At 62.5% G+C, this 12,720-nt stretch carries 12 protein-coding genes; all 12 read left to right on the top strand.

What is annotated here, in order from left to right; all coding sequences use genetic code 11:
• The first annotated feature begins 1 nt into the window (after position 1).
• The 12 genes from AB1792_06085 to AB1792_06030 all read left to right on the top strand — a co-directional run bounded on the left by AB1792_06085 (position 2) and on the right by AB1792_06030 (position 12,371).
• On the top strand, positions 2–247 hold the full coding sequence (locus AB1792_06085) for a hypothetical protein (protein ID MEW5701780.1): 246 nt from the start codon (positions 2–4) through the stop codon (positions 245–247).
• 25 nt (positions 248–272) lie between these two features.
• Positions 273–1,793 carry a cobyrinate a,c-diamide synthase gene (locus AB1792_06080; protein MEW5701779.1) on the top strand — a complete coding sequence of 507 codons (1,521 nt, stop codon included), beginning with the start codon at positions 273–275 and terminating at the stop codon, positions 1,791–1,793.
• Between the two features lie 16 nt (positions 1,794–1,809).
• The gene (locus AB1792_06075) at positions 1,810–3,492 is read left to right on the top strand and encodes an NAD(P)-binding protein (GenBank protein ID MEW5701778.1); all 1,683 of its coding nucleotides are present in this window, start codon (positions 1,810–1,812) and stop codon (positions 3,490–3,492) included.
• A 233-nt stretch (positions 3,493–3,725) separates the two neighbouring features.
• Positions 3,726–4,043, top strand: a complete 318-nt coding sequence (locus AB1792_06070; protein ID MEW5701777.1) for a TusE/DsrC/DsvC family sulfur relay protein — start codon at positions 3,726–3,728, stop codon at positions 4,041–4,043.
• A 146-nt stretch (positions 4,044–4,189) separates the two neighbouring features.
• The gene (locus AB1792_06065; protein MEW5701776.1) at positions 4,190–4,732 is read left to right on the top strand and encodes an RsbRD N-terminal domain-containing protein; all 543 of its coding nucleotides are present in this window, start codon (positions 4,190–4,192) and stop codon (positions 4,730–4,732) included.
• Positions 4,729–5,721, top strand: coding sequence for a sulfate reduction electron transfer complex DsrMKJOP subunit DsrM (gene dsrM / locus AB1792_06060; GenBank protein ID MEW5701775.1), 993 nt, complete (start codon positions 4,729–4,731; stop codon positions 5,719–5,721). The genes AB1792_06065 and dsrM overlap by 4 nt, the downstream gene beginning before the upstream one ends.
• 3 nt (positions 5,722–5,724) lie before the next feature.
• Positions 5,725–7,344 (top strand): sulfate reduction electron transfer complex DsrMKJOP subunit DsrK, encoded by a 1,620-nt coding sequence (gene dsrK, locus AB1792_06055; protein MEW5701774.1) that lies wholly within the window; start codon positions 5,725–5,727, stop codon positions 7,342–7,344.
• A complete protein-coding gene (gene dsrJ, locus AB1792_06050; protein ID MEW5701773.1) occupies positions 7,337–7,723 on the top strand; it encodes a sulfate reduction electron transfer complex DsrMKJOP subunit DsrJ in 387 nt (128 codons plus the stop codon). The genes dsrK and dsrJ overlap by 8 nt, the downstream gene beginning before the upstream one ends.
• A complete protein-coding gene (dsrO, locus tag AB1792_06045; GenBank protein MEW5701772.1) occupies positions 7,720–8,502 on the top strand; it encodes a sulfate reduction electron transfer complex DsrMKJOP subunit DsrO in 783 nt (260 codons plus the stop codon). Before dsrJ ends, dsrO begins: the two co-directional genes overlap by 4 nt.
• A 198-nt stretch (positions 8,503–8,700) precedes the next feature.
• Positions 8,701–9,858, top strand: coding sequence for a sulfate reduction electron transfer complex DsrMKJOP subunit DsrP (gene dsrP / locus AB1792_06040; protein MEW5701771.1), 1,158 nt, complete (start codon positions 8,701–8,703; stop codon positions 9,856–9,858).
• A 117-nt stretch (positions 9,859–9,975) separates the two neighbouring features.
• Positions 9,976–11,673, top strand: coding sequence for an FAD-dependent oxidoreductase (locus tag AB1792_06035; protein MEW5701770.1), 1,698 nt, complete (start codon positions 9,976–9,978; stop codon positions 11,671–11,673).
• 62 nt (positions 11,674–11,735) lie between these two features.
• The gene (locus AB1792_06030; GenBank protein MEW5701769.1) at positions 11,736–12,371 is read left to right on the top strand and encodes a bifunctional precorrin-2 dehydrogenase/sirohydrochlorin ferrochelatase; all 636 of its coding nucleotides are present in this window, start codon (positions 11,736–11,738) and stop codon (positions 12,369–12,371) included.
• Positions 12,372–12,720: the final 349 nt, after the last annotated feature.

Genomic DNA, 12,720 nt, shown 5'->3' with positions numbered 1-12,720 from the left:
CATGGCCAAGACAGTGGAAGAAGTCGCCGACGCCATGTACCGCATGGTCAAAGAGTCGTTCGGTGTCAAGAAGTTGAAAGCCACTGACCTGACGAAGGCCATGATCGAGTTGTACGGCGACGAAGTGGACAAGGACCTGTGCAAAGCGGCCATCAAGGAACTCATGAACTCCGGAAAATGCGTGTACACATACTTCGGCGGGAGTTACATCGAGATTCCACACAAAGAGGGGGCCGCCAACGATTGATGCATTCGGTCGGGGTCTGTGATACATGACCAGGGAAGTTCCGCGTCTGGTCGTTGCCGGGCTTTCCGGAGATTCAGGGAAGACACTGATCAGTCTGGGAGTCATTGCCGCTCTGCGGCGACGCGGGCTGTCGGTGTCGGCGTTCAAAAAGGGCCCAGACTACATCGATGCGGCGTGGCTGGCTTGGATCTCCCAGGGCACAGCGCGTAACCTCGATACCTACCTCGTTCCCTCCGACTCGGTGCGGCAGACATACTGCGATCATACCCGCGGGCATGACATCGCGATCATCGAGGGAAACCGCGGTCTCTATGACGGGAGGGGGAGTTCCGGCATCCACAGCACGGCCGAGTTGGCGCTTCTGTTGCGGGCGCCGGTCGTGCTGGTGGTCAATGCCGGCAAGGCGACGCGCACGCTGGCGGCCGTGATCAACGGCTGTGTCTCGTTCGAGCCCCGGCTTCGTGTGGCGGGGGTCATACTCAACCGGGTCGCCGGGGAACGGCACCGCAAGACGATCATCGATTCGATCGCGCAGTACTGCGAGGTTCCCGTGCTGGGGGCCGTGCCGCGGGTGGATTGTGCCGAGGCGCTGCTTCCCAGTCGTCATCTGGGTTTGGTCACTCCCGCCGAACACGGGCATGCCGCGCACCAGATGGCGTCCTGTCTGGACGAGATCGGCGCCAGATACCTCGATGTTGATCGTCTGTTGGAGTGTGCCCGAGACGCCGAACCCATGGAAGAACCGGCGCCGCCCGTCTCGGCGGAGCCCGTGAGACGGGCGCGGGTCGGGTACTTCCGGGACAGCGTGTTCACGTTCTACTACCCGGAGAATCTCGAAGAGCTGGCGGCACAGGGGGCCGAACTTGTGCCGATTTCGTCGTTGCACGATCCGTCTCTGCCCGATATCGACGCGCTCTACATCGGCGGGGGATTCCCGGAAGTGCACGCCGAACGGCTGGCGCGCAACCGTCCGCTGATGGATGCCGTGCGACGGGCATCGGCGACGGGGTTGCCGATCTACGCGGAGTGCGGCGGACTCATCTACCTGTCCCGCGCGATCACGTTTCAGGGCACGACCTATCCGATGTCCGGCGTGTTCGACATCGCCCTGACCATGCATGCAGCGCCCGTGGGGCACGGTTACACGGCTGTGCGTGTCGACCGTCCATGTCCATTCTTCCCGAATGGCACGGAGATTCGCGGCCATGAGTTCCACTATTCCGCCGCCGCCGAGCGACTTCCCAAGTCGGTCGGTTGTATGAAGATGGTCGAGGGGATCGGGCTGGGCAACGGGCGAGACGGGTTGCTGAGCAACCACACTCTGGCCTGCTACACGCACCTGCATGCGCTCGGGGTGCCCGGTTGGGCCGAGGCCATGGTCCGATGCGCGCAGGAGTATCGTCAGGGAAGGCCGTCCGGCGCGGACGCTGCCGGCGATCCGGCGCGTGTCCGGCAGGCGCATGAAGGCGAACAGCGGTCGCGCGCCCGTAGAATTCAGAAGGGCGCGGCCGGGTTGAAGCCGCATGTATTGACAACTCGTTCATAGACAGGGGCATGACACCGTGGCGAAGTTGGTCAAGAAAGAAAAGAAGGGGCTGAAGAGCCTTCGCGGATCGGGGACCGGCTCCGGCGTAGAGACCTCGCCGTTGCGACCGGTATTCGTGGAGAAGAGACCACCGTGTGGCGACACGTGTCCGAACAGCAATCTGATCCGGAAGTGGCTGACGACCATCGCCCAGGCGGAAGACCTCGGCAAGACGACCGATCAGGCGCTGGAAGAGGCCTTCTACATTGCCCTGGAGACGACGCCGTTCCCGTCCGTGTGCGGGCGCGTCTGTCCTCATCCCTGCGAGTCGGAGTGCAATCGCAAGGATAAAGAGGGTGCGGTCGGAATCAACAAGATCGAGCGGGTCATCGGCGACTACGGTCTCGAACACAATCTGCCGCCGCGACGTCTGACGGACGGGAAGCGTCCCGAGAAGATCGCCGTGGTGGGATCGGGGCCGGCCGGGATGTCCTGTGCCTACCATCTGGCGCGACATGGATACCCGGTGACCGTGTTCGAGGCGTTCGCCAAGCCCGGTGGCATGCTGCGCTATGGCATTCCCGACTACCGCCTTCCGCCTGCGATTCTGGATGGCGAGATCAACCGCATCCTGGGAATGGGCGTCGCACTGAAGCTGAACACGGCGGTCGGATCGGATGTGTCGCTGGATGACCTGCGCCGGGAGTACAAGGCGATCTTCGTCGGCATCGGCGCCCACCAAGGGCTGAAATTGCAGCTTGAGGGTGAGGACGCGCCGAACGTGTTCACCGGGACCGACTTCTTGCACCGAGTGAATGCCGGGGAGTCTGTTGAGATCGGCGACCGTGTAGTGGTCATCGGCGGCGGCGACACGGCGATCGATGCGGCGCGAGTGGCTCGTCGCCTGGGTGCACAGGCGACGATCCTCTACCGTCGCACCCGGACCGAGATGCCGGCGATCGATGAGGAAGTCACGGGCGCCGAGGCGGAAGGCGTCCGCATCGAACTCCTGGCGGCGCCGATCGCGATTCATCGCGCCAATGGCCGGGCCGTCGGCATTACCTGTCAGCGCATGCAACTGGGAGAGCCGGATGAATCGGGACGACGCCGTCCGGTGCCGATTCCCGGGGATACGTTCGATGTGGAGTGCACGGCGCTGATTGCCGCCATCAGCCAGGCCCCCGATTTCGATGGCTTCGAGGATCTCCGCGAGGGACGGGATTGGATCAAGATCGACGACCACGGCCGGACCATGAAGCACGATGTCTTCTCCGGCGGCGACAACACGAATCTCGGGCTTGTCGTCGACGCCATCGCCCATGGGCGCATGGCGGCGGCCGCCATCCATGAGATGATCAGCGGCGAGCCGATGCCCAAGCACCCGCAGATGGCCGTCATTAGACCCGACAGGATGAAACTGTCCTATTATGAGGAAAGTCAGCGGGTGGCGGCACCGGAGTTGCCGGTGGGCGAACGGCTGGGGCATCCAGAGGCGGAGATCACCGGCACGCTGGGCCGCGAGGATGCGGTCCACGAGGCCAAGCGATGCATGAGTTGCGGCTATTGCTTCGACTGCGGGAGTTGCTGGAGCTATTGCCAAGACAACGCCGTGCTGAAGCCGGTCGTCAAGGGCCAGCCCTACAAGTTCAAAATGGAGTTCTGCAACGGTTGCAAGAAGTGCGCCGAGAACTGCCCTTGCGGATATATCGAGATGCATTAGCGGGTGAACAAGAGCACATCACCGTGCCGGAAGGACAGTCTGTCATGCTGGGCGAAGCGAAGCATCTGCTTTCCTCTCCCACGAAGAAACAGCAGATTCTTCACCCCGCCCCAGAGAGGCGGGGTTCAGAATGACACGTGGGCCGTTCCGCCCGCGGTGACAGGTGCAGGACGACTGTGAGATTCGCGAACACGACATTGTGCCAACTGTGATGAGGAAAGCGAGGAGTAGGCATGCCAGTCTTTGAACACGGCACCATCAAGATCGAAGTCGACGAAGACGGTTTCATGAATGAGCCCGCCGAGTGGAATCAGGAGGTCGCCAAGGCACTGGCCACGACCGAGGGCGTCAACGACATGACCGATGAACACTGGAAGTTGGTCAACTATTTGAGAGACTACTATCTCAAATTCGGAATCGCGCCGATGATTCGGAAGCTCTGCAAGGAGACCGGCTTCCCCCTGAAGAAGGTCTATGAGCTGTTTCCCTCCGGTCCGGCGAAGGGCGCCTGCAAGGTCGCGGGTCTGGCCAAGCCGACCGGATGCGTGTAAGGCCGGTCGGCGACGTCGCTGTGCGTATGTTTGTCGGGGCGTCGCCGGGAATGTGATGGGTCCAAGTCCGCCGCGCAGGCGGACATCCCGCCCTGTGCGGCGGCGCGCGGCAGGGACTCGGATAGCGACCGCAAGACACGAAGATCATGCTCCGCGACATTCTCGATTCACGACGGGAGAGAATCCACCAGCGGTGGCTTGATCTGATTCTCGCCGAGTTCCCTCCGGACAGCCAGGCCTTCCTCCGGTCGGAGCGCGACCAGTTTCGCAATCCGATCGGACACACGTTCCGGCAGGAAACGGCGGTCATCCTGAGTGAGCTGATCGGGCGTGCGCCTTCGGATGCGACCGGCGAGTCGCTGGACCATATCATCAAGATCCGCGCGGTGCAGGACTGCCCGCCCTCCGAGGCGGCCGGGTTGTTCATCCTTTTGAAGCAGGCCATCCGCGCGGAGTTGGTATCAGAGCCGGAATCGGGCTGGAGCCGTGACGAGTTGTCGGCGCTCGAGTCGGAGATCGACCGACTGACTCTGCGGGCGTTTGACTGCTACACGGATTGCCGGGAACGCATCCACAAAGCCGTCGCCCGCGCCGCGCAGATGCGGGTGGCGAAGCTGTTGGAACGGATGAGCCGGCCGCATGAGAACGCGAACGCGGGCGCGGCCCTTCGTTCAGGGGATGAACTATGAGCATCCTTGTCTCTCTATTTGCCGTCATTGCGCTCGTGGTATTGTCCATTGCGGGAGCGTCGGTGCTCGGCTGGCAATACATCTTGGGTGTCGTGCTGCCGTACGCGGCGATGGCGACGTTTGTCATCGGTGTCGTGTACCGCGTGATCCGCTGGGCGCGATCGCCGGTGCCATTCCGTATCCCGACCACCTGCGGCCAGCAGAAGTCGCTGTCGTGGATCAAGTCTTCCCGTCTGGACAACCCGCACACTCTGGCGGGGGTCATCGGCCGGATGGTGCTCGAAGTGCTGTTCTTTCGCTCGCTGTTCCGGAACACACGAGCCGAGCTCCGCAGCGGCCCGCGTCTCGTGTACGGTCCCGACAAGTGGCTCTGGGCGGGGGGGCTGGCGTTCCACTGGTCCTTCCTGATCATCTTCATCAGGCACTTCAAGTACTTCGTCGAGCCGGTGCCGTCCTGGATCCTCGGCTTGCAGGGTCTGGACGGCTTCTTCCAGGTCGGGCTGCCGGTGCTTCTGCTGACGGATCTGATCATTCTGACGGCGCTGTCGTTTCTCCTCCTGCGCCGGGTGTTCGATCCCAAGCTGCGCTATATGTCGCTCCCCGCCGACTACTTCGCGCTCTTTCTCTTATTGGCGATTGCGCTCTCCGGTGTCTATGTTCGGTACTTCGGCAAGATCGACATCTCCAACGTCAAGGAGCTGGCCACCGGGCTTCTGAGTCTGCACCCGGTGTTGCCCGACGGCGTGGGCACGGCGTTCTATGTCCATCTGTTCCTGGTGAGCGCGCTGTTGGCGTATTTCCCGTTCAGCAAGCTGATGCACATGGGCGGAGTCTTTCTCTCACCCACGCGGAATCTGGCCAACACCAACCGCCGCCGCCGCCATGTCAATCCCTGGGACTACCCCGTGGCCGTGCACACCTATGATGAGTATGAAGATGAATTCCGTGATCGCATGAAGGATGCGGGCATGCCGGTGGAGAGGGAATAGCGTATGTCGGAGCACAAGCCGAAGCCCGAAGAGCTGGCCCAGGTAGAGTTCGCGCCCTCCCCGCGCGGATGGATGGATCCCACCGTCGAGTTTCGCAAGGGGACATGGTGCTATTCGGCGGTTCCGGAGACCCTGGAATATCTGGGCCTGCCGAATCCGCGCCGCTGGCAGCCGACCGATCACGATTGGAAGTTGCCGGACAACTGGCGTGAGATCATCGTCCATGGTCTGCGGGAGCGCCTCCGGAAGTATCGCTCCCTCCAGGTCTTCATGGACACCTGCGTGCGCTGCGGCGCCTGCGCCGACAAGTGCCACTTCTTCATTGGCTCCGGCGATCCGAAGAACATGCCCGTCGTGCGTGCCGAGCTTTTGCGCTCCGTGTACCGCAATGACTTCACGACGGCGGGCAGAATTCTCGGCAAGCTGGCCGGTGGTCGGGAGTTGACCATCGACGTGCTGAAGGAGTGGTTCTACTACTTCTATCAGTGCACGGAGTGCCGGCGCTGCTCGGTCTTCTGTCCCTACGGGATCGACACGGCCGAGATCACGATGATGGCCCGGGAATTGATGAGTCTCGTCGGGCTGAACATCGAGTGGATCTGCACGCCGATGTCAAACTGCTACCGCACCGGGAATCACCTGGGCGTGCAACCGCATGGATTCAAGGACAGCATTGAATTCGCGGTCGACGAGCTGGAGGAGATCACGGGCGTCCGCGTCAATGCGCCGATCAACAGGAAGGGCGCGGAGATTCTCTTCATCACGCCGTCGGCGGACTACTTCGCCTCGCCCCATTACTACACGCTGTTGGGTTACCTGGCGCTCTTCCACGAGATCGGACTGGACTACACCTGGAGCTCGTACGCCTCCGAGGGGGGCAACTTCGGGCTGTTCCACTCCGCCGAGATGGTGAAGCGGCTCAATGCCAAGATGTACGCCGAGGCGCGCCGTCTCGGGGTGAAGTGGATTCTGGGCGGCGAGTGCGGCCACATGTGGCGGGTGATCCACCAGTACATGGGAACCATGAACGGTCCGGCGGATTTCCTCGAGGTGCCGCGTTCGCCGATCACCGGGACCGAGTTTGTGCACGCCGCTTCGACCAAGATGGTGCATATCTCCGAATTCACCGCCGACCTCATCAAGCACGGCCGGTTGAAGCTCGATCCGTCCCGCAACGATCACTGGCGGACGACATTCCACGATTCGTGCAATCCCGCCCGGGCCATGGGGCTCCTGGAGGAGCCGCGCTACATCATCAAGTCCGTCTGCAACCACTTCTTCGAGATGCCGGAGAACACGATCCGGGAGCAGACGTTTTGCTGCGGCAGCGGCGCCGGCTTGGGAACCGACGAGAACATGGAGATGCGGCTGCGCGGCGGTTTACCCCGTGCCAATGCCGTGCAGTTCGTCCACGACCGCCACGATGTCAACCTTCTGTTGTGCATGTGCGCCATCGACAAGGCCACCCTCACGCCGCTGTTGGAGTACTGGGTTCCCGGCGTGGACGTCGGGGGCGTGCACGAGATGGTCGGCAATGCCCTGGTGATGAAGGGGGAGAAGGAGAGGACGACCGACCTGCGGGGGCAGCCCTATCCCGCAAAGGAGGACAGCCGGAATGTATGACACCGGAAAGATCATCGCCGGGCTGTTGGTCTTCCTGCTGGTGATCACACTTCCGTTCTGGTACAACCTGGCGACCGGGAAGGCGGGTTACACGCCCGAACTGGAGCGGCCGACGGACGCGCGGGAATGTGTGCGCGATTCCGCCTATATGGCGGCCCACCACATGGATCTTCTGAACGTGTGGCGTGATCAGGTGGTGCGGCAGGGGGCGCGGTTCGAGACCGGGTCCGACGGTCAGCGGCGCGAGCGGAGTCTGACCCGGACCTGCCTGGGTTGTCATGCCAGCAAGGAGCGATTCTGCGACCGATGCCACAGCTATATGGGTGTGCAACCGTACTGCTGGGACTGCCACATCGCCCCGGAGGAGCCGCGTCCATGAGCGTTGACAGAAGACGATTCCTGAAGATCGCGGGCCTGACGACGCTGGCGGTTGCGAGCGGATCGGCCCGGAAGGCGCTGACCGCCGACGCGGCCGACAGCACGATGGCGACACCGCCGTCGCCACCGCTTACGGCCCAGCGCTGGGCCATGGTCGTCGACATTCGCAAGTGCCTGGCGGCGGGTGATTGCCGGGACTGCACGCTGGCCTGTCATCGGGTGCACAACGTCCCCGACTTCGGCAACCCAAAGGACGAGATCAAGTGGATCTGGCAGGAACCGTTTGAGCGCGTGTTTGCCGATCAGGAATACGAGCATCTGGAGGAGGCGCTGAAGCACGCCGGGGTGCCGGTGCTGTGCAATCACTGCGACAATCCCCCCTGCGTGCGCGTCTGCCCGACCGGGTCCACCTGGAAGCGCGAGACGGATGGAATCGTGATGATGGACTGGCACCGGTGCATCGGCTGCCGGTACTGTGTGGCCGCCTGTCCCTATGGCTCGCGGAGCTTCAATTGGCGCGATCCGCGCCCGTTCATCAAGGAACTTGAGCCGGAGTTTCCCACGCGCATGCGCGGCGTGGTCGAGAAATGCACGTTCTGCGAGGAGCGGCTCGCGCGGGGAAAGCCCCTCGCCTGCGTCGAGGCATGCAAGCACAAGGCGCTGACGTTCGGGGACCTGGAGGATCCGGACTCCGAGGTTCGCGCGCTGTTGCGGGAGGGTTTTGCGATTCGGCGCCGTCCGAGTCTGGGCACGCAGCCGGAAGTGTATTACAAGCTGTGAGGGCTTCCATGTCAGTTTGGGTTACGGCATGTGCGATGCGTTGATGACAACCCCTCACCCTACCCTCTCCCCACAGGGGAGAGGGGAAATATCTGATCCCCCTCTCACTTTCAGGGAGAGGGCTGGGGTGAGGGTATCGTGCGTCTCCAGCCATTTTGTTGGATGCCATAGAGTGCGACGACAGAGTGTGAGGCGGATATGTTGGAAAACGCCCTGAGAGGTGGGAAACGATACTGGGGCTGGATTGCCGTTCTGTTGGCGGTCATTTTCCTGGGATTTCTGGCCTACCTCCGCCAGTATGGCTATGGACTGGGGATCACCGGGCTCAGCCGCGACGTGACCTGGGGTTTCTATATCGCTCAGTTCACCTTCTTGGTGGGCGTGGCGGCATCCGCGGTCATGGTGGTCTTGCCATACTATCTTCATGACTATAAGGCGTTCGGCAAGATTACGATTCTGGGCGAGTTTCTGGCGGTCGCGTCGGTCGTGATGTGCATGACCTTCATCTTCGTCGACATGGGCCAGCCGTTGCGGATTCTCAATGTCTTTCTGCATCCGTCGCCCCGCTCGTTGATGTTCTGGGATACGATCTCCCTGGGCGGCTATCTCGTTCTGAATGTGATCATCAGCCATGTGACTCTGGGCGCCGAGCGGAAGTCCGTGGCGCCGCCCCGTTGGATCCGTCCGGTCATCATCCTCTCCATTCCCTGGGCCATCAGCATCCACACGGTGACGGCCTTTCTGTACAGCGGCCTGGCGGCGCGGCCCTTTTGGATGACGGCGATTCTGGCGCCGCGCTTCCTGGCGTCGGCCTTCTCATCCGGTCCGGCCCTGCTGATTCTGTTCTGTCTGATCCTGCGGCGGTTCACCCGTTTCGACGCGGGGGACAAACCGATTCAGAAGCTGGCGGAGATCGTCACCTATGCGATGGCGATCAACGTGTTCTTCGTGTTGGTCGAGCTGTTCACCGCCCTTTACAGCAACATCCCGCATGACACCTCGCACTTCGCCTACTTGTTCCTCGGCCTGAATGGAAAAAATGCACTGATGCCATGGATGTGGGGGAGCGCGGTGTTGGCGGTGGGTTCGCTGATTCTGCTGTTCAACCCCGCCACACGTCACCGCACCGCGACGCTGGTCGTGGCATGCTGCGCCGTGTTCGCCTCGATCTGGATCGACAAGGGACTCGGCATGGTCGTGACCGGGTTCATTCCGTCCCCCCTGGAAGCCGTGACCGAGTATTCGCCGACGCTCCCGGAGCTGCTGATTTCCGCCGGCGTCTACGGGGTTGGCCTGCTTTTGATCACCGGACTGTACAAGATCGCGCTGTCGGTGCGACGCGAGCTGGCGGCGTAGCGTGGCGGGAGGTGCCCGAACGCGCCTTGCCTCCGCAACGAGCGGCGTGTCCGGGTCCAGCCGATTGTGAATCCACCAGCGGCATCGATGGTTCTTTGATGGCCGGAGTCGTACACTGTGCAGCAATCTGACTTTGTCATCGTCGGCGGCGTCGCTGCCGGCCCGAAGACAGCCGCCACCCTGATGCGGCGCCTGCCCGGCGCCACCGTGACGCTGTTTCAGCGGGACGAGCACCTTTCCTATGCATCGTGCGGCCTGCCTTTCTTTGCCTCGGGGGATGTTGGTCGGTTCGAGGAACTGACGCTGACGTCATATGGCGTGCCCCGCGACGCCGCCTTCTTCAAGCACGCGCGAGGATTCGAGGCCGTGACCGGGGCGGAAGTGATCGACATCGCGCGGGATCGCAAGGTCGTCACAGTCAGAAGGATCGCGTCCGGCGAGTGCTTTGAGCACGGCTACGGCAAGCTGGTGCTGGCGACCGGGGCCGTTCCAGCACGGCCGCCGTTTCCTGTGGCCAACAGTCCGCGCATCCGGCCGTTTCATGTCCCCGAGGACGCCATCATGTTCCGGCGCATGGCGGAACATGGAGAGATCGGCAGCGCCGTGATCGTGGGCGGGGGCTTCATCGGCTGCGAACTGGCGGAGGCCGTGGGAAGTCTCTGGGGGATCACGGTCACTCTGATTGAGCGGGAGCCACAACTTCTGCCCGGGATGCTCGACGATGAAATGGCGGCCTTGGTCCGGCAGGAACTCAGCCGCCATGATGTCATGGTCATCCCCTGCGCTCGGGTGGAGAAGGTCGATCTCGACCCGGCCGGGAAACCCACGGTCATGCTCGGGGCAGCGCCGGCGATCACCAGCGACTTCGTCTTCGTGGCCTTGGGGCTTCGCCCCGAAGTCTCGCTGGCCCGGCAGTGCGGGCTGCGCTTGGGCGCCAGCGGCGCCATCGTTGTCGATGCCGGCATGCGGACATCGGATCCCGACATCTACGCCGGCGGTGACTGCGTCGAGTCGACACACCAGATCACGGGCGAGGCGCTGAACCTCTGCCTGGGATCGCTGGCCAATCGCCACGGTCGCGTCATCGCCGAGAATCTGGCCGGAGGCGATGTCCAGTTCCCCGGCGTTCTCGGGGCACGGCTGTTGAAGGTCTATGATCTGAACGTCGGCGCTGTCGGGCTCACCGAGACAGAAGCCCACAGGGCCGGATTCGATGCCGCCGCCGTGTGGGGCGGATTCGCCGACAAACCCGACTACCTGCCGGAGGTCGGGACCATGGTGCTCAAGCTGGTGTACGATCGCGGCAGCGAGCGACTTCTCGGGTTGCAGGCGGTCGGCACCGGAGACATCTGCCGGCGCATCGATGTCTTCTCATCGTTTCTGCAGCAGAAGGCCCGGCTCGGGGCGCTTCTGGCATTCGAGCATGGATACGCGCCGCCCTTTGCCGAGGCGCTTGATCCGCTGCACCATCTGGCCGCAATCGCGCGGGCACAACAACGCGGTACGCGTTTCCTCAGCCCGAGCTTTGACTTCCACGACTGTACACCGGGCCAGACGCTGGTGCTCGACGTCCGTCAGGATGAAGAGGTAGCAGACAGACCATTGCCGGACGTGATGGTGGAATCCAGTACGAAAACCGTGCATATTTCTCTTGATCAACTGGCGCGCCGACTCCACGAGATCGAACGCGGCGCGCGCGTCATTGTAGTTTGTCAGCGCGGGGTACGGTCCTATCAGGCATCGCTGATGCTAAAAGCCGCCTCATTCGAGAACGTCGAGGTCATCGGCGGCGGCCTGCAGGCCGTCGTGTCTTGATTCTATACGAGAGACAGATTCTCCGGCACGTCTCTCGGGAACTGAAACGGAGATAGAGACAAATGGCCTATGCCTACATGCCCATCACCCTGGCCATGACGCAGCGGCGCTGCCTGGTGGTTGGCGGCGGCGCGGTCGCCGCCCGGAAAGTGGATGCGCTGCTGAACTATGAGGCCTCGGTCATTGTGGTTGCCCCGGAGGTCGATGACCGATTGGTGCAGTGTGCCGAGCAGGGCTGGATCACATGGGAGAAGCGTCCGTATCGTCCCGGCGAGGTAGCGGGCTATGGTCTGGTGATTGCGGCCAGCGGCGACAACGATGTCAACCGCCGGGTCAGCGAGGACTGCCGCACCGCGGGTGTCCTGGTGAATGTCGTGGACGACCCCAAGCGATGCGATTTCGCCTTTCCCGCCGTGGTTCGCCGGGGCTGTCTGACCGCGGCCATCGCCACCGACGGGCAGGCGCCGTTCATGGCGCGCCACCTGCGGTCGATCCTCGCGTCGATATTCCCCGAGCACTGGACTCAAGTGATGCACCACGCGGCGGACTTCCGTCGACGGGTTCAGAAACGCTGGGGCGCCGACGTTCAGAAGAAAGAGGCGTGCTACGACCGCTTCTTGGAAGCGGATTGGAAGAGTCTTCTCGAACAGAAAAGCGAAGAGGACATTGATCGGGAACTGGCGCACATGGTGGAATAGCGGGGAGTCCTGGGACATCGATCATCCTCCGCATTGGCGAAGGCCCTAAGACCCTGGCAGGATGCTGAAAGACGCAGAAAATGTGGATCGATCCCACCATTGTCATCCTGAGCGAAGCGAAGGATCTGTTGTTTCTCTCCATGAAACCAACAGCAGATTCTTCGCCCCGCCAAAGAGCGGCGGGGCTCAGAATGACATGGATGGGTCTTTGTCAGCAACCTCCTAGTGTCGTGTCCCAGAAATTCCTTTGCGCAGAAAACGGACTTCTGCTCGGGGATTGCCCGCGCAATCCTCGGCTATGCAACGGGTTATGGTCGAGGCGCATAAACGAAAGCCTGAAACTTATGCG

Source organism: Candidatus Zixiibacteriota bacterium (assembly GCA_040752595.1).
Lineage (GTDB): Bacteria > Zixibacteria > MSB-5A5 > WJJR01 > WJJR01 > JACQFV01.
Note: the sequence above shows the minus strand (reverse complement) of the source record. Positions and strands in the feature narration are given on the sequence as shown.